The 25,669-nt window shown below is 61.2% G+C and carries 20 protein-coding genes and 2 riboswitches; of the genes, 15 read left to right on the top strand and 5 right to left on the bottom strand.

The annotated features are described in order from the left end of the window. The first annotated feature begins 80 nt into the window (after nt 1-80). The gene (locus ACFQZG_RS20065; RefSeq protein ID WP_378155728.1) at nt 81-1,562 is read left to right on the top strand and encodes an amidase family protein; all 1,482 of its coding nucleotides are present in this window, start codon (nt 81-83) and stop codon (nt 1,560-1,562) included. On the opposite strand, the gene ACFQZG_RS20060 is transcribed toward ACFQZG_RS20065, so the two are convergent. Beyond that, on the bottom strand, nt 1,559-2,191 hold the full coding sequence (locus tag ACFQZG_RS20060; protein WP_378155726.1) for a TraX family protein: 633 nt from the start codon (nt 2,189-2,191) through the stop codon (nt 1,559-1,561). The two genes, ACFQZG_RS20065 and ACFQZG_RS20060, sit on opposite strands and share 4 nt — an antisense overlap. Before the next feature lie 90 nt (nt 2,192-2,281). On the opposite strand from ACFQZG_RS20060, the gene ACFQZG_RS20055 reads away from it, so the two are divergent. The 3 genes from ACFQZG_RS20055 (at nt 2,282) to rnhA (ending at nt 4,882) form a co-directional block, all read left to right on the top strand. Beyond that, the gene (locus ACFQZG_RS20055; protein ID WP_378155725.1) at nt 2,282-3,511 is read left to right on the top strand and encodes a multidrug effflux MFS transporter; all 1,230 of its coding nucleotides are present in this window, start codon (nt 2,282-2,284) and stop codon (nt 3,509-3,511) included. An 82-nt stretch (nt 3,512-3,593) separates the two neighbouring features. Continuing rightward, nucleotides 3,594-4,223, top strand: a complete 630-nt coding sequence (locus tag ACFQZG_RS20050; RefSeq protein ID WP_378155723.1) for a class I SAM-dependent methyltransferase — start codon at nt 3,594-3,596, stop codon at nt 4,221-4,223. A 20-nt stretch (nt 4,224-4,243) separates the two neighbouring features. Further along, nucleotides 4,244-4,882 carry a ribonuclease H gene (gene rnhA / locus ACFQZG_RS20045; RefSeq protein ID WP_378155722.1) on the top strand — a complete coding sequence of 213 codons (639 nt, stop codon included), beginning with the start codon at nt 4,244-4,246 and terminating at the stop codon, nt 4,880-4,882. Between the two features lie 66 nt (nt 4,883-4,948). On the opposite strand, the gene ACFQZG_RS20040 is transcribed toward rnhA, so the two are convergent. Continuing rightward, nucleotides 4,949-5,830: a helix-turn-helix transcriptional regulator gene (locus ACFQZG_RS20040; RefSeq protein WP_378155721.1), complete on the bottom strand. Its 882-nt coding sequence runs from the start codon at nt 5,828-5,830 to the stop codon at nt 4,949-4,951. 193 nt (nt 5,831-6,023) lie between these two features. On the opposite strand from ACFQZG_RS20040, the gene ACFQZG_RS20035 reads away from it, so the two are divergent. After that, complete coding sequence (locus ACFQZG_RS20035; RefSeq protein ID WP_378155719.1) at nt 6,024-8,267, top strand: GH92 family glycosyl hydrolase; 2,244 nt, start codon at nt 6,024-6,026, stop codon at nt 8,265-8,267. 52 nt (nt 8,268-8,319) lie between these two features. On the opposite strand, the gene ACFQZG_RS20030 is transcribed toward ACFQZG_RS20035, so the two are convergent. Continuing rightward, nucleotides 8,320-9,243: an NAD(P)-dependent alcohol dehydrogenase gene (locus ACFQZG_RS20030; protein WP_378155717.1), complete on the bottom strand. Its 924-nt coding sequence runs from the start codon at nt 9,241-9,243 to the stop codon at nt 8,320-8,322. A gap of 265 nt (nt 9,244-9,508) precedes the next feature. Between ACFQZG_RS20030 and ACFQZG_RS20025 the strand changes: the two genes are divergently transcribed. From ACFQZG_RS20025 to ACFQZG_RS20010, 4 genes are all read left to right on the top strand, one after another. Next, nucleotides 9,509-10,324, top strand: a complete 816-nt coding sequence (locus ACFQZG_RS20025; RefSeq protein WP_378155715.1) for a basic amino acid ABC transporter substrate-binding protein — start codon at nt 9,509-9,511, stop codon at nt 10,322-10,324. 91 nt (nt 10,325-10,415) lie between these two features. After that, the gene (locus ACFQZG_RS20020) at nt 10,416-11,066 is read left to right on the top strand and encodes an amino acid ABC transporter permease (RefSeq protein ID WP_378155713.1); all 651 of its coding nucleotides are present in this window, start codon (nt 10,416-10,418) and stop codon (nt 11,064-11,066) included. Between the two features lie 13 nt (nt 11,067-11,079). Beyond that, nucleotides 11,080-11,802 carry an amino acid ABC transporter ATP-binding protein gene (locus tag ACFQZG_RS20015; protein ID WP_378155893.1) on the top strand — a complete coding sequence of 241 codons (723 nt, stop codon included), beginning with the start codon at nt 11,080-11,082 and terminating at the stop codon, nt 11,800-11,802. 84 nt (nt 11,803-11,886) lie between these two features. Next, a complete protein-coding gene (locus ACFQZG_RS20010) occupies nt 11,887-15,606 on the top strand; it encodes an Npt1/Npt2 family nucleotide transporter (protein ID WP_378155711.1) in 3,720 nt (1,239 codons plus the stop codon). Nucleotides 15,607-15,994: 388 nt separating this feature from the next. On the opposite strand, the gene ACFQZG_RS20005 is transcribed toward ACFQZG_RS20010, so the two are convergent. Further along, nucleotides 15,995-16,735 carry a peptidylprolyl isomerase gene (locus ACFQZG_RS20005; protein ID WP_378155709.1) on the bottom strand — a complete coding sequence of 247 codons (741 nt, stop codon included), beginning with the start codon at nt 16,733-16,735 and terminating at the stop codon, nt 15,995-15,997. Between the two features lie 81 nt (nt 16,736-16,816). Beyond that, nucleotides 16,817-17,194 carry a hypothetical protein gene (locus ACFQZG_RS20000; RefSeq protein WP_378155707.1) on the bottom strand — a complete coding sequence of 126 codons (378 nt, stop codon included), beginning with the start codon at nt 17,192-17,194 and terminating at the stop codon, nt 16,817-16,819. 433 nt (nt 17,195-17,627) lie between these two features. Then, nucleotides 17,628-17,827: riboswitch (cyclic di-AMP (ydaO/yuaA leader) on the top strand. Between the two features lie 94 nt (nt 17,828-17,921). After that, a riboswitch (cyclic di-AMP (ydaO/yuaA leader) is annotated at nt 17,922-18,098 on the top strand. A gap of 114 nt (nt 18,099-18,212) precedes the next feature. Between ACFQZG_RS20000 and ACFQZG_RS19995 the strand changes: the two genes are divergently transcribed. The 6 genes from ACFQZG_RS19995 (at nt 18,213) to ACFQZG_RS19970 (ending at nt 25,665) form a co-directional block, all read left to right on the top strand. After that, nucleotides 18,213-18,626, top strand: a complete 414-nt coding sequence (locus ACFQZG_RS19995) for a hypothetical protein (RefSeq protein WP_378155705.1) — start codon at nt 18,213-18,215, stop codon at nt 18,624-18,626. Nucleotides 18,627-18,756: 130 nt separating this feature from the next. Further along, nucleotides 18,757-18,834: a potassium-transporting ATPase subunit F gene (locus ACFQZG_RS19990; protein WP_378155891.1), complete on the top strand. Its 78-nt coding sequence runs from the start codon at nt 18,757-18,759 to the stop codon at nt 18,832-18,834. A gap of 37 nt (nt 18,835-18,871) precedes the next feature. Beyond that, a complete protein-coding gene (gene kdpA, locus ACFQZG_RS19985; protein WP_378155703.1) occupies nt 18,872-20,551 on the top strand; it encodes a potassium-transporting ATPase subunit KdpA in 1,680 nt (559 codons plus the stop codon). A gap of 18 nt (nt 20,552-20,569) precedes the next feature. Further along, nucleotides 20,570-22,600: a potassium-transporting ATPase subunit KdpB gene (gene kdpB, locus ACFQZG_RS19980; RefSeq protein WP_378155701.1), complete on the top strand. Its 2,031-nt coding sequence runs from the start codon at nt 20,570-20,572 to the stop codon at nt 22,598-22,600. 16 nt (nt 22,601-22,616) lie between these two features. Beyond that, nucleotides 22,617-23,222, top strand: a complete 606-nt coding sequence (gene kdpC / locus ACFQZG_RS19975; protein WP_378155700.1) for a potassium-transporting ATPase subunit KdpC — start codon at nt 22,617-22,619, stop codon at nt 23,220-23,222. A gap of 76 nt (nt 23,223-23,298) precedes the next feature. Next, nucleotides 23,299-25,665, top strand: coding sequence for a histidine kinase (locus ACFQZG_RS19970; RefSeq protein WP_378155699.1), 2,367 nt, complete (start codon nt 23,299-23,301; stop codon nt 25,663-25,665). The last annotated feature ends 4 nt before the right edge of the window (nt 25,666-25,669 follow it).

Genomic DNA, 25,669 nt, shown 5'->3' with positions numbered 1-25,669 from the left:
TCCACGGCTCGAATACCGAATACGTACAAGTAAATTCATCGCATGAAGCGATAAGCCATAAGCATAAGGGAGTCGTTACCATGACTATCGAGTTGGACCGATGGATCGTCGAGGCGGATATCGCCGGCATGCAACGGGGGATGGAGGAAGGCTCGCTGCGCTCGGAAGAGCTAACCCGCGCGTATATAGACCGCATTCAAGCCTGCAACGATAAGCTCAGAGCCGTTCTGGAGATCAATCCGGAAGCGATCGCTATCGCGAAGGCGCTCGACGCGGAGAGACGGGAGCGGGGCAGCCGCGGCATCTTGCACGGCATTCCGATCTTGTTGAAAGATAATATCGACACGCACGACCGAATGCATACGAGCGCCGGTTCCGTCGCGTTGGCGAATTCCGTCGCCGCGGAGGATTCCTGGGTCGCGAAGAGGTTAAGGGCGGCCGGGGCCGTACTCCTCGGGAAGACGAACATGACGGAATGGGCGGGTTACATGGCCGGAGGCATCTGGGCGGGCTACAGCTCGAGAGGCGGGCTTACGCTGAATCCCTACGGCCCCGGCGAGATGTTCGTCGGCGGCTCGAGCTCCGGCTCCGCCGTCGCCGCGGCGGCGAATCTCGCGGCGGCCGCGATCGGGACGGAGACGTCGGGCTCGATCATCAGTCCGGCCAGCCAGAACAACATCGTCGGCTTGAAGCCGACGATCGGCCTGATCGGCAGAAGCGGCATCATTCCGATCTCGCATTCGCAGGATACCGCAGGGCCGATGGCGAGAACGGTGGCGGACGCGGCGAGGTTGCTCGGCGCGCTGACGGGCGTCGACGAACGGGATGCCGCGACGAAGGCAAGCGACGGGCGCGCTTACGCGGATTACACGCCGTTCTTGGACGCTTCTTACTTACGGCATGCCCGTATCGGGATTCCGAGATTTTATTACGGCGAATTGGACGAGGCGAGGCTGGCCATCATCGAGGCGGCTATCGAAGCGCTGCGCCAAGCGGGGGCGACGATCGTGGATCCCGTAACGCTTCCGTGCGAGCGGACCGAGTGGACTTGGGACGTTCTTCGCTACGAGTTCAAGAAGGGCGTCGACGATTATTTGGCGGGCGTAGGCTCGGACGTTCCGGTTCGTACGCTCTCGGACGTGATCGCGTACAACGAACGCCATGGCGACGTTGCCTTGAAGTACGGCCAAGACGGGTTAGAGAAGGCTAACGAGACGAGCGGGACGTTGACGGAGCAAGCTTACGCCGACGCGTTGAAGCAGAACGAGGAGATGGCCCGCCGGCTCGGATTGGACCATGCATTGAAGGAGCACCGCCTGGACGCGCTGCTGTTCCTTGGCAACGAAGGCGGCTCCGACCTCGCCGCGAGGGCGGGCTATCCTTCGATTACGGTCCCGGGCGGCTTCGCCGCTACCGGAATCGTCGCGCCCGGAGGTTACGTGACCAAGGGCCCGCAGGGGATTACGTTCGTAGGCGCGGCGTATAGCGAGCCGGTCTTGATTAAGCTCGCGTACGGCTATGAGCAAGCGACCAAGCACCGGACCCCGCCTCCGCTTGGTTAACCGGCGTTCATGACCGCGGCGATTACGGCCAGCGCGGCGAGATGAGCGGGATAGAAGCTTCGCCATACCCAGCGGGGCGGAGCGATGCCGAGCTTGAACTCGGCGAACAGCGTCTCCCGGTACGCAAGGAACACCGTCGGGACGATGCTGAACGACTGCACCCACCAGCCGTTATCGAACCATAGCGCGAACAGGTTCAGCGCGAAATGGGCGGCAACCCAATAATGGCGATGGAGGTAACGGTACATCAAGACGAGCGCCAGCGCGTAGTAGCCGTAGCTGAACGGGAGCGCTTCGAGCGCGAGCGCGCCGGCGGCGACGAATCCGATCGTCCAGAGCGGGTAGCGATTGGCGGCGACGATGACGGCCAGGCAGACGGCAAGCGTCGCAATGACGTTAATATTCAACGTGCTGAAGCTTAGCATGTAAGGGACTTGGGAGATCGCGGCAAGAACGGTCAGGCGCCGCAAGTAGTTATTGACGCTGCGCGTATGAAGGAAGCCTTGCACGATGCAGTACGCGTAGATCGGCAGCGCGATGCGCCCGATGATCCGCCACACGGCGTTGTCCGGGAAGAAGATCAAGCCGATATGATCGATCAGCATCGTAATCATGGCCATAATCTGCATATGGACGGCCTCCTGCGCGATGGTATAGTTAGAGAATATACGAAGGGGTCCGCACGAACAAGGGGCCGCGATTCGCGAGAAGGAGCAATCATGAAATCTACTATGGAACAACCGCTGGGCCTCGCGCGAAGCGGACGTAAGGCGGTCGCTTGGCTGATCGTCCTGCTCGGCTCGTTGACCGCTTTCGGTCCGTTGACGATCGACTTATACTTGCCCGCGCTGCCGCTGATCGCCGACGAACTCGGTACGAGCTCGTCGCTCGCGCAGCTGAGCCTGACCGCGTGCATGCTCGGCTTGTCCGTCGGGCAGCTGTTCGCCGGCGCGTGGAGCGACGTGCGGGGCCGAAGGATGCCGCTGCTGATCGGCCTTGCGGCGTACGCCGTCGCATCTTCGCTGTGCGCGCTTAGCCCGTCGATCGGAACGTTCGTCGCGATGCGCTTCCTGCAAGGGCTGGCGGGCTCGGCCGGTCTCGTCATCGCCCGAGCGGCGGTACGAGATCTCTACGAAGGACCGGAGTTGACGAAGTTCTACGCGATGCTGATGCTCGTGAACGGCGCGGCGCCGATACTCGCCCCGATCGCCGGGGGGCAGTTGCTGAAGGCGATGGCATGGGAAGGGTTGTTCTTCGTATTGGCGGGCTGGGGGTTATTGCTGTTCGCTTGGGTATGGTTCGGCTTCCGCGAGACGTTAAGCCCCGGGAAGCGCATGAGAGGCGGACTCGGGGAGACGCTGCGGACGTTCCGCAGGCTGCTCGGCGACCGGACGTTCATGGGCTACGCGCTCTCGCAAGCGCTCGTAACCGCCGCGATGTTCGCCTACATCTCGGGATCGCCGTTCGTGCTGCAGGACATCTACGGCATCTCGCCGCAGCAGTTCAGCCTCGTCTTCGCGATGAACGGCGTCGGCATCATCATCGCCAGCCAGACCGCGGGCAGGCTGGCCGCGCGCATCGGGGAGAAGCGGCTGTTCGTCATCGGGCTCGTCGCTTCGTGCGCGGGCGGTCTATGGCTCTTGGCCGCGATATTGGCGTCGGCCGCGCTGCCGATGATCTTGATCGGGTTCTTCGTCGTCGTGTCGAGCGTCGGCATCGTCGGCGCGACCGGCTTCGGGCTCGCGATGCGGGACCAGGCGCAAGCGGCGGGCAGCGCGTCGGCGCTGCTCGGCTTGCTGGCGTTCCTGCTCGGCGGCATCGTCGCGCCGCTAGTCGGCATCGCGGGCGGGGATAACGCGCTGCCGATGGGCATTATCATCGCGGTTGCGGAGCTGGGCGCGGCGGCGGTGTTCGTCGTCATGATTCAGCGGCGGAAGGGCCGAAGTTGAAGTTGCATCGGCCGAACGAGTCAGGTACGCTAAATTCTGAGATTACGGTTCATGCGGGTTGCGCAGGACGAGGAGGATTACGGTGAGCCAAGCAAGCGGTCGGACGAACGAGCAATTACAAGAATCCTACGATAAATACGCGGAACAACGGGACCAATCCCGAATGGAGCCGTGGAAGTTCGAAGAGCGTCAGCATTATTTGCAAGCGCTGCTCGAAGAGGATAGGAACGATATTTTGGAGCTGGGCGCGGGCACGGGTCGCGACGGGCTCTATTTTCAAGAAAACCGGTTCGAGGTCGTGTGCGTGGACCAGTCCGCGGAGATGGTCCGGCTGTGCAAGGAGAAGGGGCTTGACGCGCGCCAGATGGACATTCGCGAGATGAAGTTCGAAGACGGGCAATTCGACAGCGTCTACGCGATGAACAGCCTGCTGCACATCCCGAAGGAGGAGATCGGCGGCGTGCTGGCGCAAGTTCACCGGGTGCTCAGGCCGGGCGGCTTGTTCTTCTACGGCGTATACGGCGGCGAGAGCAGCGAGGGCATTTGGGAAGGGGACAGCTACGAGCCGAAGCGCTTCTTCGCGATGTATACGGACGAGGAGCTTCAGTCGTTGGCGCAGCCGCTGTTCGCCGTTGAAGAGTTCCACACGGTGGCGATGGGCGAAGGGAAGCCGCATTTTCAATCGCTGTTGTTGCGCAAGTCGGGAGAGTAGCCGGAAGGTAGGGAGATAAGATGGCGAAGCAGAAGTGGTACGTCGTATGGGTCGGCAAGGAGCCGGGCCTCTATATAACCTGGGACGAATGCAAGCGACAGGTCGACGGGTTCGACGGCGCGAAGTACAAGTCCTACGAATCGAAGTCGGAAGCCGAGATCGCCTACGCGGCGGGCTGGAAGAAGACGTTCGGACAAGCCCATGCTTCCGGCGGCAAGGCGAAGAAGGCCGCGGGCGCGGCGTCCGGCGAGAAGATCGACTACGACAGCATCTCCGTCGACGTCGGTACCGCGGGCAATCCGGGGCCGGTCGAATACAAGGGCGTGGACACGCAGACGGGAGACGTCCTGTTCTCCGTCGGCCCGATCAGCAAGGGAACGAACAATCTCGGCGAGTTCCTGGCGATCGTGCACGGGCTGGCGTACTTGCAGAAGCTCGGCAGCGCGAAGACCATCTATAGCGATTCGGTCAACGCGATCAACTGGGTGAAGAAGAAGGAAGTCGCCTCGACGCTCGTACGCGACGCCTCGACAGCCGAGATCTGGCGTCTCGTCGACCGCGCCGTCCACTGGCTCAAGACGAATCCGTACAAGAATAAAGTCGCGAAGTGGCAGACCAAAGAGTGGGGCGAGATCAAGGCGGACTACGGGCGGAAGTGATGCGCGGCACCATGGTAGCGGCGGCGGACTTCGGTTGATCTTGGCGAAAAAGAGTCACATATGCTTCTATCGATCCGTCGGCAGGCCGCCCGCCTTCCGAAAGTCGGTCGGCGACATTCCCGTCCGGGCGAGGAAGACGCGCGCGAACGTCGGATACGAGGAGAAGCCGACTTCGTAGCAGACGTCCGCGACCTTCATCTTGCTGCCGAGCAGCAGGTTGCGGGCGTGCGCGAGCCGGATGCGTTCGAGGAAGCGGGAATAGTTCTCCCCGGTTAGCTCCTTGAACGCCGCGCTAATATAAGGGACTGCGAAGCCGAATCGGTCGGCGAGCGACCGCAGCGAGATCGGCTCGCGATAATGTTGGTAAACGTGCTTAATGACGTCCCACATGCCCGTCGGACGGGGGCTCGCCGATCCGGCAGGGCGATTCCGCATGCCCGCCGCTAGGCGATGCCGGTCCAACCTTACGAATACTTCGAATAGCTTGGAGACGTACAGCACCTGGTGCCAAGCCTGTCCCCCCAGCAATTCCTCATGCATCCTCTTCAATAACGCGAGCATGTCGCTCGCGGCTTCCCCTTCCAGCGCATAGGACGTATTCCAATCGTTCTCCGCGTCCCGCAACAGCCGCTGCAACGACAGCAACGTATCCGTCCGATCGAAGAACGCCTGCAAGCCGATCGCGCCGATATACAGGAACACTTCCTCGCCCGGAGCGAACCGGATCTCGTGCACTTGATGCGGGAACAGAAGGGTGAACGTGCCCGGCAATAAGGGGCGTTCGATTCCGTTGATGATTTCGGTGGCGCGTCCTTGGAACGCGTAAGTATATTCGATGAAGTTGTGCACGTGGGCAGGAACGTGTCCCGTTAGATGATGGATTTTCAGCGTATGCGGGAACTCGCCGTGAATTTCCTGGTCTCCGTGCAGATGCTTCGGAATGGACATCGCTCGCTTCTCCCCGCTCCTCAAGCTTGATCATTCCCTTCATTATAACGAACATGAACGCCGTTGCTCAATGGTTCCACCTTAAATATTGAGAGGTTGTCGCAAAGGCTGGTACGACCGGGAGCCGCCTGCTTCATACAATGGGAATATACGCCGAATCCAGGCGACAGCCCTTAGGAGGCACGAGTACCCGATGACGAATTATTTGCCTTACGTGAACCCGCTGCAAGGAACGGCTTCCACGTTCCATTATTCCAACGGCAACACGCTTCCGCTCGTCTCCCGGCCATTCGGAATGGCTTCGTGGAGCCCGCAGACGAAGCTCGAGCAAGACGGCTGGTTCTTCCATCCGTCCGACAGGCATGTATACGGGATTCGGTTGACGCATCAGCCGAGCCCATGGATCGGCGACTATGGGCAGTTGCTCTTCATGCCCCAGAGCGGCGAGCTGCGCGTAGATCCCGCGAAGCAATGGAGCTCGGTGCTGCCGGAGGAGACTATCGTGCGGCCCGACTATTACGCAACGAAGCTGCAAGGGTGCCGAACGAAGCTGGAGATGACGCCCACGGAGCGCGGCGCGGCGTTCCGGCTGACGTTCGACGAGCCGGAGCAAGGCGCGCGGCTGCTCGTCTCGACGTTCAAAGGGGAATCGGCGATCCGTTGGCAAGCCGCCGAACGGCGAATCACGGGCTATACGCGCGCGAACCGCGGGGGCGTTCCCGACAACTTCGCGCATTACTTCGCGATCTCGTTCGATTGCGAATGGGACGACGCGGCGAGCGGCACGTTCGACGAAGAGCTGCGGCTGCAGGCATCGCCGACCGACGCGGCGGGCGAACGGGTCGGCGCATACATCGGCTTGAAGCTGCCGCCGAGTAATGAAGCGATCGTCCGCATCGGGACTTCGTTCATCAGCGAGGAGCAGGCAATTCTTAATCTGGAGCGCGAAGCGCCCGCGGGGACGAGCTTCGACGAGCTTAGAGAAGAGTCGGCGCAAGCGTGGGAGGAGCGACTGAAGTCGATCGAGGTCGACCCTTCCGGCGAGGACCCGGAGAAGCTTCGAACGCTGTATACGTGCTTGTACCGAACGTTGCTGTTCCCGCGCCGAACGTACGAATTCGACGCGTCCGGGGCGATGGTTCATTACAGCCCGTTCAACGGAGAGATCCTGCCCGGGCCTATGTATTCGGATATCGGGTTCTGGGACGTCTACCGGACGACGGTGCCGCTGTATAGCCTGCTCTGCCCGACGCAATTGTCCGAGATGATGGAGGCATGGGCGAACGTCTATAAGGAGAGCGGATGGATGCCGAAGTGGGTGTCTCCGGGAGAACGGGGAGTGATGCCGGGCACGCTGATCGACGCCGCCATCGCCGACGCGTTCGTCAAAGGCATCCGGGGCTTCGACGTGCAAGCCGCCTACGAAGGGTTGCTTAAGCATGCGAAGTATCCGGTGGATCGGCCGCACGTCGGCCGCGAAGGCCTCGCGCGCTACGAGCAACTGGGTTACTTGCCTGACGAAGAGGTGCATCATAGCGTGAGCTATTCGCTCGATTACGCCTACGGAGACTTCTGCATCGCGCAGCTGGCGCGGGAGCTAGGGGACGAGGAGACGTACCGGAAGCTGATCGAACGCTCCGGCAATTACCGTCACTTGTTCGACGCGGACGTCGGCTTCATGCGCGCGCGGAATGCTTCGGGCGAGTGGGCTGGCGACTTCGATCCGATCGAGTGGGGCGGGCCTTACTGCGAAGGCGGTCCTTGGCAATCGAGCTGGGCGGTGCAGCACGACCTGCTCGGGCTCGCCGAGCTGCACGGAGGACGCGAACGCATGGCGGCGAAGCTCGACGAATTGTTCGCGGCGCCTCCGACGTTCCGAGTCGGCTCGTACGGGCAAGAGATCCACGAGATGTCGGAGATGGCCGCCGGCGGGCTTGGCCAGTTCGCCATCAGCAACCAACCGAGCTTCCACATCCCGTATATCTATACGGCGTTAGGGTATCCTTCCCGCGCGCAGCGTTGGATCAGGGAGACGCTAGAGACGCAATTCAGCGCCGAGCCGGACGGCTTGCCGGGCGACGAGGACAACGGCAGCTTGGGGGCATGGTATCTTTTCTCGGCGATGGGGCTATATCCGCTCAGTCCGGGAGTGCCGCAGTATGCCCTCGGCAGCCCGCTGTTCAAGCGGATGACGGTCCGGCTGGACAATGGCCGCGCCTTGACGATCGAAGCGCCGGACAACGGGCCGGCGAAGCCTTACGTCGCCGGCGTTACGGTGGACGGCCGGCCGCACGAGGCGCTGTACTTCATGCACGAGCAGCTTGTCGAAGGAGCTCGTATCATATTCGAGATGGCGGAGGAGCCCGCCGCGAAGCAGGAGCCGTATTCGCTAGACCTATTGCCGTTCTCGTTATCGCAAGCCCGCGCCGACGCTTGATGCCGGATGCAAGAGAGCCGTTCCCCGCGCCGACGCAGGGAACGGCTCTTGCTTATTCGATGACGTGCGCTACCGTAATGACCACGTTCCCCCTCTTGCGTCCTTGCTCCACGTACCGATGGGCGTCGGGGATCCCCTCGAGCGGATAACGGCGGTCGATGACCGCCTTGTACTTGCCCGCCGCAAGCAGCGATTGCAGGAATTCCAAATCCGACGCAAGCTCCTTCGCGACGTCCAATCCTTCCACGGTGACGTATCGGCCGTTCGGGGCGAGAACGCCTCGGCATGCCGCCTTCGTCGTCTTGCCGACCGCGTCGAAGACGAGGTCGTATCGCTCCGACCTGGCCGTGAAGTCCTCCGACGTATGATCGATGACGTCGTCGGCGCCAAGAGATCGCACTAATTCGGCGTTAGCCGCGCTGCACACCCCGGTAACCGTCGCTCCGAAGTGCTTGGCTAGCTGTACCGCGGCCGTACCGACCGCGCCGGACGCGCCGTAGATCAGCACCTTGTCCCCTTCCCGAATGATCCCTTTCCTCAGAAAATGCAGCGCAGTCGTTCCTCCGAACGGAATCGATGCCGCTTCCTCGTAGCTCACGCCGTCGGATAAGCTCGCAATAGCTCCGCCTTCGGACAGCAGCGCGTACTCCGCGTGCGCGCCGAACCGGAACCCGGTCATCGCGAACACGCGGTCACCTGGCTTGAACAGCTTCACGGCCCGGCCGACCGCCTCGACTTCCCCTGCCAGCTCCACGCCGAGAATCGGCTTCCTCGGCTTCGTGAATCCGAGAACGATCCGCATCGGCAGCCAGAACAGGGGAGGGCTCCGGAAGCCTCGAACGCGGCAATCTCCCGAGGTGACAGTCGTCGCATGGACGCGGACAAGGATGTCGCGAGGTCCCGGAATCGGCTTCTTCACTTCGCGCAGCCGAAGCACCTCCGGCGGTCCGTATTTCGTGCACAGCATCGCTTTCATTCGCATAAATGACTCCCTTTCGTCGCATTTTCTACGTTATACTAGAAGCATACTCGGGCATTCGCGGCGACATGAACCTACTTAAGTAGGGTGCGGGGGGATGACTCGTAGGACTTTGTCCTTGGTTTCCGCCAACAAATGAAAGCGTCGCCATTTATTTACGTCAACTTTCTTAACATTGTGCCAAAGATTCCCGTTGCAATCGGACAGGGATGCTTGGTACACTTTTGCTAGATTAGAGTCATTATTCATAGGGGGAACTTAGATGAAGAAGAGCGGCATGCTGCTCGCGTCCGTCATCGGCTTGACGATGATCGTGACCGCGTGCGGATCTAAAGAAAATAACGGCAACAACGCTTCGGGCGGAGACACGAAGGTATACAAATTCGCGACGGACGCGGCGTACGCTCCGATGGAGAGCATGGACAAGGATGAGATCGTAGGCTTCGACGTCGACTTCCTCGCCGCGGTCATGGAAGAAGCGGGCCTGAAGTACGAGCTGAAGAACATCGGCTGGGAGACGCTTCTGGTGAGCGTGGAGCAAGGTACGGAATTCGACGGCGGCATCTCGGCGATGTCCATCACGGATGACCGCAAAAAAGTGTACGATTTCTCGCCGGCTTACTTCGAATCGACGAACATGATCATCGTCAAGGAAGACAGCCCGGTCGCGAGCGCGCTCGACCTTAAGGACAAGAAGGTAGCGGTTCAAACCGGCACGACCGCGGATACGTTGATGACCGAGATCATGGGCGAAGGCAACACGGACCTGAGGCGCTTCGAGACCAACACGCTCGCGCTGATGGAGTTGGCGAACAACGGCGTAGACGCGGTCGTCGCGGACATCGCGGTCGCGCAGGAATATTTGAAGAACAATCCGGATTCGAAATTCAAGACGCTGCTCGACCGCGAGAACTTCGCTTCCGAGTATTACGGCATTGCATTCCCTAAGGGCAGCGAGCTTGCGGTTAAGCTCGAGCCTGCGGTGAAGAAAGTGCTCGAGAGCGACAAATACAAAGAAATTTACGCGAAATGGATCGGCGGCGAGCCGGATATGACCGGCGTGCTGAATCAGAAGTAAGGTTTGGGGAAGCATGCGTAATGGAACATTGCGCATGCTTTTTTGTCTGTAAGGAAGCTATCACCATAATTACGTTTAGAGGAAGTGTCGGATGAGCGACTTCAGGTTCGATATTATAGAGGATTACTTCGAGCTCTTCATGCGCGGTACGCTGTATACGATCGGCATCTCGTTCGGAGGGATCGTCATAGGCGCGGTTCTCGGCTTGCTGATCGCCTTCGGGAACATGTCGCGCAAATGGTATCTGCACCTGCCGACGCAAGGCTATATCCATCTGTTCCGAGGAACGCCGTTGCTCTTGCAGGTGTTGATCGTGCACTTCGGAGTCATTACCCAAGTGCTTGGGAGGACGGATGCGGTCATCGCCGGCATCACGGCGCTCGCGCTCAATTCGGCTGCTTATATGGCGGAGATCTACCGGGCGGGTATCCAGTCGATCGACAAAGGTCAGACGGAGGCGGCCGTCTCGTTAGGAATGACCCGAGGCCAAGCGATGCGGCATATCGTCTTGCCGCAGGCGATCAAGCGGATGATTCCGGCGTTCGGCAACGAATTCATCGTGCTGATCAAGGATTCGTCGCTCGTCGCGATCATAGCCGCGCCGGAACTTATGTATTGGGCGCGCTCCGCCGTAGCTTCGGAAGGCAAAGTGTGGGAGCCGTATCTGTTCGCGGGATTCATCTACTTGGTGCTGACCTATTCCATGTCCAAGCTGCTTAAATTCATCGAGAGGAGGATGTAGCCCGATGAATCCGATCATTGAAGTTAGAGGGATTTCCAAAGCTTACGGCAGCAATGTCGTGCTGAAGGACGTCGGCCTCGACGTCGCCCGTCAGGAAGTCGTCGTCGTTATAGGGCCTTCCGGCTCCGGCAAGTCTACGTTCCTTCGCTGCCTGAACCTGCTCGAGCGCCCGGAATCGGGCGATATCCGAATCGAAGGTCAATCTCTGTTCGACAGAAACACGAAGATCGAGGAGATTCGCGCCGAGGTCGGGATGGTGTTCCAGCAGTTCAACCTGTTCCCGCATAAGACGGTGCTGGAGAACATTATGCTAGCGCCGGTGAAGGTGCGCGGGCAATCCGAGGAGCATGCCCGCGCGAAGGCGCTGGAGCTGCTCGACAAAGTCGGCTTGTCCGAGAAGGCCGACGCCAAGCCGAACTCGCTGTCCGGCGGACAGGCGCAGCGCGTCGCGATCGCCCGCGCGCTCGCGATGGAGCCGAAGGTGATGCTGTTCGACGAACCGACGTCCGCGCTCGATCCCGAGATGGTCGGCGAGGTGCTCGGCGTCATGAAGCAGCTCGCGAAGGAAGGAATGACGATGGTTGTCGTCACCCACGAGATGGGCTTCGCGCGCGAGGTAGGCGACCGGATCGTGTTCATGGAGCAGGGGAGGATCGTGGAGGTCGGCGAGCCGAAGCAAATTTTCGAATCGCCGAAGGAAGAGCGGACGCGGGTATTTTTGTCCAAAGTGCTGTAAATGCTAGCCGTAACCATAGGATTCGACGCGCTCTTGTAGTACAATTTACCTACTGGAATTGTACATAGAGGAGATCGGTGTCGGATGAAGAAGGATGGCGGCAAGACTTGGCGGTCGATGTTGGGCGGATTCGGAGAGGGCGGAACGGACGGGGCGCGCGTGCGCTGGCTGTTCGCGTACCTGTTCTGCGTCGTGTCGGCGTCGACGGTCGGACGGACGGCGGCGGATACGTTGTTCCTGTCGCGTTTCGATGCGTCGTGGTTGTCGAAGATGTATTTGCCGCAGGCGGCGTCTCTTATTCTCGTAGGGTTCTTATTCCAAAAATACGGCAGCCGATTCCGTCTGGATCGGCTGCTTTTGCTGCTTATTCCGGTTATTTCGGGCGGCGTGGTACTGTCGCGGATGGGCGTCGGGCTGGATCTCCAGTGGGTGTATCCCGTTATCTACGTCGGGTTCGACGTATTCAACTTCCTCATGATCGTGTGCTTCTGGCAGTTCGCCTCTTCCGTGCTCGACCAACGCAAAGCGAAGCGCACGATCCCGATCGTCGGCAGCGGCGGCATCGTCGGGGGCATCTTGAGCGGCTTCGGTCTGAAGCTGCTGGCCCCGCTCATCGGCACGAGTAATCTATTGTTCGCTTATGCGGCGCTGCAACTGCTTGCTCTAACCGCCGTTCTGTTCATCAACCGCACGATCGCGAGCCCCGCCGAGACGTTCGGCGGCTCGCCGTCGGGGGCGAAGGACAACAAGCAGGCCAAGCGCGCGGCGCAGGAGCCGGGCGGAGGCTTATTCGCGAGCGTGCCTCACTTGAAGTACGTCGCGATCCTGTCGGCCGCGCTCGTCCTCTCGCTGACGTTCATCGACTATCAATTCAAGGTCATTCTCAGAAGCGAGATGGAAGGCGACGCGCTAGCCGGCTTCATGGGCAGCTTCTACGGTTTCTCCGGCCTGTGCGCCCTGCTCGTCCAGCTGTTCGTCGCGGGCAAGCTGTTGAGCCGGTTCGGCGTCATGTTGTCGATCCTCGTCTTCCCGATCGCGCTGCTCGCGGGCAGCGTCGGTCTGTTGTTCGTTCCGGTGCTGGCGCTCGCGCTCGTCGTGAAGGGCAGCGACAAAGTGCTCGGGGACACGATCAACTCGTCGGTGAACCAGCTCATCATGTTCCCGATCTCGCCGGAATGGCGCAATCGCGCGAAGAGCTTCCTCGACGGCGTCGTGCGCAACGGGGCGAAGGGCGTTGCGGCTATCAGCTTGATCGTGCTGTCGCCGCTGCTTAGCGTCCGGGAGTTCAGCTTCATCGTTATCGCGCTCGTCGCCGTCGGCATCTATGCGGCGATTCGCGTCAAGGGCGCTTACTTGCGCATGCTGCTGTCGACGCTGGAAGCGCGCGGCGCCGACTTGCCGGATTCCGAGCTCGACCTGATGGACCCGGCGAGCCGCGGGTTGCTTGCCGGCGCGCTCCGCAGTCCCGATCGACAACAGTCCCTGTACGCGTTGCGGACGTTGGCGAAGCTGGAGTCGTTCGATCTCGCGCCGTACTTGCCGGAGCTCGTTCGCCATCCGGCTTCCGAGGTGGCCGAAGAGGCGCTTCGTTACATCGAGCGGAAGACGCCGGCGGGGATGGAGCCGGAGCTGCTGCGGTTGCTGTCGGAGCCGGCCGAAGCGAACGTGAAGTCGCAGGCGCTCATCGCGCTCGCGGCTTACGCGCAGGACGCCAATCTGGATACGTTGACGGAGCGGCTCGATGCGGACGAAGTGGCCGTTCGGGCAGGCGCGATCGCGGGCTTGATCAAGTACTACGGCATCGAGGGGATGTTCCGGGCGGTCGGGACGTTGAAGACGCTTATCGAGAGCTGGAAAGATAACGAACGGACGGCGATGGCGTCGTTGTTCGGCCGGATCGGCGTCCGCGAGTTCTACAAGCCGCTCATTCCGATGCTGCAGGACGCCTCCTCGGAAGTACGCAGATGCGCGCTGGAGTCGGCCGGACAGCTCGCCGTGCCCGAGCTCGTGCCGCATATCGTTCCGCTCCTTCGCGAGAGCCGTACGCGCCGGCAGGCTATCGAGGCGCTGACGGCATACGAGGACAAGGTCGTGCTGCCGCTGCTCGATCCGTACTTGGTCGGTGAGTCCGCCTCCCCGCACGTGCCCGCGGCGATCGCGCGAATCGGCACGCAGTCGGCGTTCGCCATGCTGCTGAAGCATTACGGCGAAGCGAGCTTCGATATGCGGGATCGGTTGCTGGACGCGATGAGCGGCATGCATAGGGAGCAACTGCAAGTCGACGCCGCGGAGGTCGAGCGATTGGCGCTGCTGGAGCTCGTCCACTACGGAAGCTTCGCGGACAACCTGGATTGGAAGCCTCGGAGAGCTTCGGACTCGGAGCTCCGGGAAGCGGCGGAGCAAGCGCGCGATTCGATGATGCGCAGGGCTTTCGGCTTGCTGGGTCTCGTCCACGACGCGCATACGATCGACGCGGTGTATCTCGGCTGGTCGGAAGGCGACGCGAGAAGACAAGCCAACGCGGCCGAGGTCATGGACCAGCTGCTGCAGGGCGATCTTCGGACCGAGCTGACGAAGTGGATGCTGGCGCCTCGGAGCGCGACCGGCGAATCGGAGAAGACGGTGAAGAAGGAGCAGTTGATCTGGCTCTACGACCATGGCGACGAGATGCTCCGCGAAGCGATCCGCTTCTCCGCCATCGGAACGGAGGCGGACCATTCCGGCCGTCGAGGGCTTCCGTTCGTCGACGAGGCCGAAGGAGACGCGCTGCGCGAGCGGATGACCCGGCTTCAGATGCTGCGGAAGTCGACGTTGTTCGAAGGCTTCAAGGGCAAGGACCTGCTGCCGCTCGTCGACTTCCTGCAGACGATCGACGTAACCGCCGGCCAAGGCGTGTTCAACGAAGGAGACCCGGGCGACGCGCTGTTCCTCGTCCGGGAAGGGAAGGCGGGCATCTATAAGGGAGACGAGTTGCTCGATGAGCGCGGTCCCGGCGACCATATCGGCGAGACGGCGGTATTGACGCGAAGGGTTCGGACGGCGACGGTTCGCGCGGTAACCGACGCCCGCCTGCTGCGGTTAAGCTCCGCGGACTTCTACGAGGCGCTGTTCGACCGGACGGAGCTGTCGATCGAGATGATGAAGCGGCTGTCCCGCAAGCTGCGGACGGCGATGATGGAGCGCCAGCGGCACGCGACCGCGGAGGCGACGGCGGCGACGGCGGAAGCCGCCGCGGCGAGCGAAGCGGCCGAGGCTCCGGCGGAGCAGCGAGGCGAATCCGTATCGGCGCCTGCTGCGGATGCGCCAGTACCTGCACCTGTGCCTGCATCTGCGCCTGCACCTGCGCCAGCGTCCGCGCCTGCATCGGCGGCCGATCCGAACGCGGAGATCACGAACCAAGTCATCCTGCGCCGGGTGCTCGTCCTGCAGAAGATCGAGCTGTTTGCCCACCTGTCCCAGGACGATTTCGTCCGGCTCGCGAACCAAGTCGAAGAGGTCGTCTATGCGCCCGGCGAGGCGATCTGCCGGATGGACGAGCACGGAGACTCGATGTTCGGCATTATCGAGGGAAGCATCCAAGTGCATCGGGGGCCGGAGAAGCTGGCGACGCTCGGCGTCGGCCAATACTTCGGCGAGATGGCGATCATCGACAGCGGACCGCGCTCGGCCGACTGCACGGCGGTCGAACGCGCCGTGCTGCTCAAGCTGGGTCGCCAGCACGTGTACGCGATCTGCTTCCAGCAGATCGACGCGTTGAAGGGCATGATGAAGGTTCTCGCGGATCGGCTGCGGGAATTGGGGTAATGACGGGAGTACGACGAATGTAGAACGAAGAACGGCGCTTGCGCCTCGGAATGAACTTCCGGGGGCGAGCGCCGTTCTTCGATTTTGCCGGCCAACCGGACTGTAGCGACCTTATTCATAGGGAAAGCGGCGAAATGGCGGACTCCGCGGACGGAGAGGACCTTATTCGCTAGCTTAGCGGGCGATATCGCGATACTTTCGACGAATAACGGCTACTGTGTCCGCTGCCGCCTCCAATAGTGCCGATATCCGCACAATAGCGCCCCCTGTGTCCGCGCCGACTGTCCCACGCCAGCACGCCTCCATCCCGCGCCGACTGTCCCTAGTCCGCTCGCAACACAAAAACGGCGAAGCCCCGTAGGGCCCCGCCGTCGCGCGCAAGCGCGTCTTACTTGATCACTTCAGGCTCTGCAGCCTCGTAGCCGTTCAGTTCCACCGTAACCTTCGCCATGACCGGAGGCGTCTTCGGACGGTTCTGCGAGCCCGTCGGCACGCTGACGATCTCGTCCGCGACGTCTTGGCCTTCCGTCACTTTGCCGAACGCCGCGTAAGCGCCGTCCAGGTGCGGAGCGTCCGCGACCATGAGGAAGAACTGGGATCCCGCGGAGTTCGGGTTGCCCGAACGCGCCATCGAGAGAACGCCCTTCGTGTGCTTCAGGTCGTTCTTGAAGCCGTTCTGCGAGAACTCGCCCTTAATGCCGTAGTCGGGACCGCCCATGCCGGTGCCGTCCGGGTCGCCGCCCTGAATCATGAAGTCGGGGATGACGCGGTGGAAAATCGTCCCGTCGTAGAAGCCTTTCTGTACGAGCGAGATGAAGTTGTTGACGGTGTTCGGAGCGACTTTCGGATACAGCTCTACTTTGATGATTTTACCGCTGTCCATTTCGATCGTTACGATCGGGATGTTGCCGGATGTGTCTACGGTACTCGTGGCGTCCGCCTCCTCGGTATTGGTTGGTGCTGGTTCGGTTGATGCCGGTTGCGATGCCGTCGCCGTCGCGTCGTAGCCGTTCCCGCCGCCTTGAACGGCGTTCGGGTCGGCCGTCTCGCGTTTGCCGCAGCCTGCCGCGATGAGCAGGACGACGAGCGCGAGGATGGCGAAGCTTGTCCATTTTCTTGCCGCGATCAACTTCGGTTCCCCCTTGCATGCACGTTTACTTTCCGTATCATACCATGTCCTCGCGTGTCGATTCCAGTTTTCGCCTCGCCCTTATAGCACCTCGAAGTAAGACTGGCACTCGTCAAGCGCGAGGACGGGCTCGGGCAACGCCTCCCGGTCGCCGCGAATGCGCCGCGAGAGATCGCGGCACGCCTCGATCACCAGCTCCGCCTTGACGCTGCCCCAGCAAGCGCGCCTGGCGTCCGCGATGAGGCGGGCCTCCCCGATTGCCGGGCGGCGGAAGTCGAGCAGGAACGACGACCACCCGACGATATCGAAGCGATGCCCGCGTCCGGGAAGCTCGCAGCGCGCGTATCCGCAACGTCCGCCGGCGCACAGCCGGAGCACGCCGTACCTGTCCGTATCCCCTCGACCCTCGAATTGCAGAAATTCGATTCCGGTAATGCGATAACCGTCCGCGTCGTCCACCGTTCCATCCGCTCCTCTGCTTACGCCAACAGGCGTGCCTCGATCGATAGCTCTCAATATAACGCCGCGCGAGGTAAGTCGCCAAACGATAATCGTCTCCTATTGCGCGCTTTTTCGATGAAATTCAACCGATTTAACCGGGTTTGCGGCACCTATTGCGATCGGTTCACGCGAACGGGCGGGGTATGCTCTCTCTGGCTCGCGATTCCGAATTTAAGCGTTCCGCTGCCGGAATCGAGGAGCGATAGGCAAGCATGCTTTTTACGAGAAACGGAGAAAGAGAGAGCCGGAGAGAGATCTGTAGAGGTCACTGCGATTGTAAACGGTACAACTGCGCGGCTTGCCGGAATGCGGCGCTTAAACCCTACCTGTCATTCCTTTACAAACATCGGGGGCAAGCGTAATATTCGATTCAGTCAATTGAATATCGTTCCATTCGTAATCGCTGAGTTTCCGTGTCCGCACGGAAAACGGGGGAACCAACGATGGCGCCGTTCCGGTGTGAGAGCCGGGAGAAGCGCCGTCCGGGGTGAATCCGTCGGCAGCCGCGCCTAGGATGCGGCCTCCGACGGTAGGGCTACTCTCACGGCCCGAATCCGACAGCTAACCTCGTAAGCGCCGATGCGTCCGTTAAGACCGGATGCCTCAAATGGAGAGAGGATGATGAACTGTGACCGTGTCGGCCGCAGGGTAAGCATGCATGCTTATTTCTTAGCGGTCTTTGTTATGCCATGAATCGCTGAATTCCCGATGCGTCGGGAAGCGGGGGAACCAACGGAGCGTGCCCGGGAGAGACGGGCGCGCGTCCATGGGGTGAATCCCGGGGCCTTAGCCGGCTCTGGGTAGGGCAACTCTCAAGCCCGAATCCGGCAGCTAACCTCGCAAGCGTACCGAGAGAGGCAACGGATCGTGACGGGCGAGGTTTATTTGGCCATGCCGGGAAGCCACGAGAAGACTCTCTTCTCGCGGCTTCTTTTTTGTTGCCTTCTTCCAAGAGAAGAAGAGGAGATGAACGAGAATGGCCGGACGGGACGTCGTGTTGGTATCGGCCCCGAATATCGCGGGCGAGCGGTTCATGAAGCTGCTTCAGCAGAGGAAGATTCCGTTCGCGGCGATCGTGAACAATCCCGAGGAACACGAGCGCGTAAGTTCGCTCGGAGCGGAGCACATTATAGTGGTAAATACGACCAAGGAGCAATCCTGGATCATCCCCCCGATTGATATCGGGCGGGTGTACTTGTTCGAGACGAGCGTGACGCTGTGCTGCAGATACGTGCAAATATGCCGGAGTTGGACCGGCAGATCGATATACGTCATTACGGGAAGCCACAACCCCCGCAACGTCTACAAGACGATGGGCGTCGACTACGTGATTCATAGCCAAGCGCAGGACTACGCTTTTCTCATTACCGACGATTTGCTCGCGAGATAACGTAACGAAGAAGGAGGCATTCGCCCATGCTCGACGTGTATATGGTTCTTATGCTAGCCGGCCTATTCGGTCTATTCTACGGCTTCATGCATTGGTGCGGCCGGGTAATCGACGAAGGAGGAGGCAACCGATGATCGTCGTCTCGATCTTCACCGTGTTTATTTTCCTCTATTTAATCTACGCCTTAGTGAATCCGGAGAAATTCTAAGCAGGCTTGGCGAGCCGAAAATGCAGGAGGGACGTCAATGGGCATCATGCAGATCGTTATCGTCTTGGCGGTGTTGTTGCTGCTTGTGAAACCGCTTGGGACGTATGTATATCACGTGTTCTCCAACGAGCCGAACCGGACGGACAAGATCTTCGGATCTGCCGAGCGGTTCATCTATCGACTCATGGGACTGCACAACCGCAACGGCATGAATTGGAAAAAATACGCGCTAAGCTTCCTGTTAACGAACATCGTATTGGTGGCTATCGGGTACGCGATGCTGCGGCTGCAGAAGATCTTGCCGTTCAACCCGAACGACATCGGCAACATGGAAGAGACGCTGTCGTTCAACACGATCATCAGCTTCATTACGAACACCAACTTGCAGCATTACAGCGGGGAGAGCGGCTTGTCCTACTTCTCGCAGATGGCCGTCATCATGATGATGATGTTCACGTCGGCCGCTTCCGGCTTCTCGGTAGCCATCGCTTTCGTGCGCGGCATCACGAGCAAGGGAACGACGATCGGCAACTTCTTCGAGGATTTCGTCAAGGCGCACGTCCGGATCTTCCTTCCGGCGGCCGTGCTCGTCACGCTGCTGCTCGTCGCCTTGCAAGTGCCGCAGACGCTCGATCCGACGTTAACCGTCACGACGCTCGAAGGCGTTACGCAGCACATCGCGATCGGGCCGGTCGCCGCGCTCGAATCGATCAAGCATCTAGGCACGAACGGCGGCGGCTTCTTCGGCGTCAACTCGGCGCACCCGTTCGAGAATCCGAACGCGCTGACGAACGTCGTCGAGATTCTGTCGATGTGGCTGCTGCCGGCCTCTCTGCCTTACGTCTATGGGAGGTTCGCGAACAACCGCAAGCAAGGCTGGGTCGTCTTCAGCGCGATGATGACGCTGTTCATCCTGTTCCTATCGCTCATCTACTTCTCGGAGCTGCGCGGCAACCCGGCGATGAACGCGCTCGGCATCGATGCGTCGCAAGGCAGCATGGAGGGCAAGGAAGTCCGGTTCGGCATTCCGCAGTCATCGCTGTTCACGGCGGTTACGACGGCAGCGACGACGGGGACGGTCAACAACATGCACGATACGCTGACGCCGCTCGGCGGTCTCGGTGCGCTCGGGGAAATGATGCTGAACGTCGTGTTCGGAGGCAAAGGCGTCGGGCTGATCAATATGCTCATGTACGCGATATTGGGCGTGTTCCTGTGCGGGCTCATGGTCGGACGGACGCCGGAGTTCCTCGGCAGGAAGATCGAGCCTAGGGAGATCAAGCTGATCGCGATCGCCATTCTGATGCATCCGCTCATCATCCTGGGGCCGACGGCCATCGCGTTCCTGACCGATCTGGGGCATGGAGCGATTACGAATCCGGGATCTCACGGCATCTCGCAGGTGTTGTACGAATACACGTCTTCCGCCGCGAACAACGGCTCCGGCTTCGAGGGCTTGGCCGACAATACGCCGTTCTGGAACATCACGACGGGGATCGTCATGCTGCTCGGCCGTTACGTCTCGATGATCGCGATGCTGGCGGTCGCCGGGTCGCTCGTTCGCAAGCAATGGGTTCCGGAGACGATCGGCACGTTCCGGACGGATAACCGGTTGTTCTACGGCATTCTGATCGGCGTCGTTTTGATCATCGGCGCGTTAACGTTCTTGCCTGCCATCGTGCTTGGTCCGATCGCAGAGCATCTGAAGCTAGGGTAAAGGCGAGGTGAACCGTATATGAGCGCAGAGCGCAAAAACATGTTGTCTTCGGCGATCGTCGGTCGCGCGATGAAAGATAGCTTCATGAAACTAAATCCGATCGCGATGATGAAAAATCCGGTCATGTTCGTCGTCGAGGTGGGTACGCTGATCGTCCTGCTAATGACGCTGTTCCCCGCGTATTTCGACGCGAAGGACGATATCGGCTTTAATCTGACCGTTTTCTTCATTCTGCTCTTCACCGTCCTATTCGCCAACTTCGCGGAGGCGCTGGCCGAAGGCAGGGGCAAAGCGCAGGCGGATTCGTTGAAGCAGTCGAAGAAGGAGATTACCGCGAACAAGGTCGTGGGCGGCGGCGTCAAAGTCGTACCGTCTACCGAGTTGCGCAAAGGGGACATCGTCGTCGTCGCGGAAGGCGAGATGATTCCGGGCGACGGCGAAGTCGTCGAAGGACTCGCGTCCGTCGACGAATCCGCGATCACCGGCGAATCCGCGCCCGTCATTAAGGAAGCGGGAGGAGACTTCAGCTCCGTAACCGGCGGCACGCGAGTCGTCAGCGACCGGATCGTCGTCCGCATCTCCAGCGATCCGGGCGAATCGTTCATCGATCGCATGATTTCGCTCGTCGAAGGCGCGCAGCGGCAGAAGACGCCGAACGAGCTCGCGCTGAACACGCTGCTGACCAGCTTGACGATCATCTTCCTGATCGTCGTCGTGACGCTGGGACCGATCGCGGGTTACTTGGATATCGACCTGAAGGTGCCGGTATTGATCGCGTTGCTCGTCTGCCTCATTCCGACGACGATCGGCGGATTGCTGTCCGCAATCGGCATCGCGGGCATGGACCGGGTGACCCGGTTCAACGTACTGGCGATGTCCGGCAAAGCCGTCGAGGCGGCCGGCGATATCAACACGATGATTCTCGACAAGACGGGGACGATCACGTACGGCAACCGGATGGCGAGCGAGTTCGCGCCGGTCGGCGGGGCTAGCGCTCAAGTCGTCGGAGAATGGGCGGCGATCGGCTCGGTGCAAGACGAGACGCCGGAAGGCCGTTCCGTGCTCGAGCTGATGAAGAAGCAAGGGTACGCGTACGACGAGCAGCTTGCCGCAGGCGGAGAGTTCGTGGCGTTCAAGGCGGAGACGCGGATGAGCGGCATCGACCTGAAGGACGGGCGCAAGGTGCGCAAAGGCGCGGTCGACGCGGTGAAAAAGTGGGTATCCGCGCAAGGAGGAGCGATTCCCGCGGACTTGGACGCGCGCGGCGACGCGATTGCCCGGGAAGGCGGGACGCCGCTCGCCGTCGCGGTCGATGATCGGATATACGGCTTGATCTACTTGAAGGATACGGTGAAGCCGGGCATGCGCGAGCGGTTCGACCAGCTGCGCAAGATGGGCATCAAGACGATCATGTGTACCGGCGACAATCCGCTGACCGCGGCGACGATCGCCCGCGAGGCGGGCGTCGACGACTTCATCGCCGAGAGCAAGCCGGAAGACAAGATCGCCGTCATCCGCCGCGAGCAAGCGGAAGGCAAGCTCGTCGCCATGACCGGGGACGGGACGAACGACGCCCCTGCGCTGGCGCAGGCCGACGTCGGACTCGCGATGAACAGCGGCACGATCGCGGCGAAGGAAGCGGCGAATATGGTCGATCTCGATTCCGACCCGTCGAAGATCATCGAGGTCGTCTCGATCGGCAAGCAGTTGCTCATGACTCGCGGCGCGCTGACGACGTTCAGTATCGCGAACGATATCGCGAAGTACTTCGCGATCATTCCGGCCATGTTCATTCTGGCCATTCCGGAGATGAACGCCCTGAACGTCATGGGGCTCGGGTCGCCGAAGTCCGCGATTCTCTCGGCTCTTATTTTCAACGCGATCATCATTCCGCTCTTGATCCCGCTCGCGATGAAGGGCGTCGCTTATAAGCCGATGGGCGCTTCCAAGCTGCTCGGACGCAACATCGTCGTCTACGGTCTCGGCGGCATCGTCGTACCGTTCATCGGCATTAAGCTCATCGATCTGATCGTGCATCTATGGATATAGAAGGGAAGGATCGCATATGAACGAAAGTATCGGGAGCGCGAACCACTCGGGCGGGTCGATCTTCGCCGTCGCCTTGCGGGCCGGCATCGTATTCATTATCCTGTGCGGCATGATCTACCCGCTCGCGACGACGGGACTGGCGCAGCTGTTCATGCCGCATCACGCGAACGGCAGCTTGATCAAGGGGGCCGACGGGCAAGCGATCGGCTCCGAGCTGATCGGGCAGAATTTCGCGGATCCGAAGTATTTCCAAGGGCGGGTATCGAGCATCGAGTATAAGGCCGAGGCATCCGGGTCGAATAACTACGCGCCGTCCAATCCGGACATGCTGCAACGGACCAAGGACTCGATCGAAGCGTGGAAGCTCGCGAATCCTGACGTGCCCGTATCGAAGCTTCCGATCGATCTCGTCACGAACTCCGGCTCGGGGCTCGATCCGCATATTACACCGGCATCGGCGGAGGTGCAGATCCCTAGAATCGGCAAGCTGACGGGCGTATCCGCGGAACGGCTGCAGGCGCTAGTCGACGAGCATACCGAGGGCAGAGACTTGGGCGTGTTCGGCGAGCCGCGCGTCAACGTGCTGAAGCTGAACATCGGCTTGCAACGTTTGCTTCAATAAGATAGCGCATGGGATAGAATCCCTGTCGGTCCGCACGGCGGATCGGCAGGGTATTCGCGCGAGAGGGGGACGCGGCATGGAAGGATTCCGGCGCCGTACGGCGGAAGAGCTGCTCTATTCGATCTATAAAATCCGGCAAGGCCGGTTCACCGTCTATATCGGCGCGGTCAACGGCTCCGGCAAAACCTATCATATGCTTCGCGAGGGCCATTCGCTGAAGAGCGGCGGCATCGACGTCGTGCTGTGCGCGGTGTCGACGAGACAGAGGCCGGAGACGGTTCGGCAGTGCGAAGGGATAGAACGCGTTCCGAGCATCCATTGGACGAAGGGCGATGCGGAGAAGAAAGATTTGAATCTGGAAGAGTTGACGCGGCGCAACCCCGAGGTCGTGCTCGTCGACGGACTGGCGCACCGCAACCGTCCGGGCGCGAAGTTCGCGACGAGGCTCGAGGATATTCAATATTTGCTCGGCAAAGGGATCAGCGTCATTACGACGGTGAACGTCTACGAGCTCGAGGGCGTCACCGATCTCGCGCAGCGGCTGACGGGCATCGAAGCCGAGACGACGGTTCCGGCCGGCACGCTCGACATGGCGGACGAGGTTCGCCTTATCGACGTCAGCCCGGAGACGATCCTGCAGCGATTGGACGAAGGCCATCTGCGCGACCTGTCGGCGTCGGCGGGCGATTCGGGTTTCCTGAAGCGGGGCAATATCGGCAAGCTGCGGGAGCTCGCGCTGCGCCTCGTCGCCGAAGGTGTGAACGAATCGCTGGAGAAGCATCGCGAGAAGCAAGGGCTGGTCGGTCCTTCCGGCGCCGCCGAGCGCATCCTCGTCTCCGCCCAGTATCATTGGAACGGCTCGATCCATATTCGCCGCGGCCAACAGATCGCGAAGCGGCTCGGCGGCGACATGCGGGTCGTCACGTTCGCGAAGCCCGGGCAGCCGCTGTCCAAGGAGTCTGCGGCGTTCAAGCGCTCGATCGGGAAGCTGGCGGACAAGGTCGGAGCCGAGTTCGAGGAGCTGCCTTGGACCGGCCGGAGGAAGATGCCCGGAGCGCTCGTGCGGTACGCGATTCGGAACAACGTGACGCGAATCGTGCTCGGCCATTCGAAGATGAGCTTCTGGCAAGATCTGCGGGGCGGCTCGATCGCCAGAGGCATTCTTCGCAGGGCGAAGAACGTGGACGTCTACTTCGTGGCGGACCGCGCCGACTACGAGGGCGAGCGCGTGCTGCCGGCGAAGACCGCCCGGGCGGCAGCGGCCGAGCCTTACCGCAGGTTAAGCGCGGAGGAGATCGAGCGGAAGATCGAGCGCATTCGCCGCGGCAAGTTCAAAGTGTATATCGGGGCCGCTCCCGGCGTCGGCAAGACGTACCGGATGCTGCGCGAAGGCAACGACCTATTGAAGAAGAGGATCGACGTTGTCATCGGACTGCTGGAGACGCACGGCCGCCAAGAGACGCTGGCGCAGGTCGGCGAGCTCTATACGGTGCCTCGCGAGATCATCGACTACAAGGGCGCGAAGCTGGAGGAGATGGACGCCGCGGCGATTATCGCGCGCAATCCCGAGGTCGTGCTGATCGACGAGCTCGCGCATACGAACGTGCCGGGCAGCGCGAACAAGAAGCGGTACGAGGACGTCGTGAAGATACTCGAGGCCGGCATCTCGGTCATCTCCACGATGAACGTGCAGCATCTGGAGAGCTTGAACGACGCGGTCGAGCAGATTAGCGGGGTGCGAGTGCGCGAGACGGTGCCGGACCGCGTCCTGCATCTGGCGGACGAGGTCGAGCTGATCGACGTCGCGCCGGGCGCGCTGCAGCAGCGGCTCCGGGAAGGCAAAGTGTACGCGATGGATAAGGTCGCGCAGTCGCTGAACAACTTCTTCAAGACCGGCAACCTGATCGCTTTGCGGGAGTTGGCGCTGCGGGAAATCGCGGACGATGTCGACGAACGGCTGGAGGCATGGGAGCGGGGCGGTTCGCTTCGGGGGCCGTGGCGACGGGAGAGCATCTTCGTCTGCGTCGCGGCGGGGGGGAACGCCGGCCGTCTCATTCGGCGCGGCTTCCGGATCGCGCACCGGTTGAAGGCGGAATGGCACGCGATGTACGTGCACGTCGGCGACGGCCCTCTCGGCGTCGACGCGGCCGCCAGCGTCGAGGCGGCGCGGCAACTGGCGGAGCGGCTGGGCGGCACGTTCGAGATCGGCCGCGCGAGATCGAAGCATCAAGTGCCGGAAGCGCTGCTCGCCAAGACCGAGGAATACCGGAGCACGCAGGTCGTCATGGGGCAACCGGCGAGAGGATGGGGCGTGCTGAAGGCGTTGTTCGGGCGGAGCGTCGTGGACGCGATATTGCGGCGCGGCCGCCACATGGATGCGCTCGTCGTGGCGAATTACGAACCCGGCATTCCGATCAAATCGCACTTGCAACCCTCGGAATAGTTCG

Source organism: Cohnella sp. GCM10027633 (genome assembly GCF_042675445.1).
Lineage (GTDB): Bacteria > Bacillota > Bacilli > Paenibacillales > Paenibacillaceae > Cohnella.
This window is presented reverse-complemented; position numbering and strand designations above follow the sequence as displayed.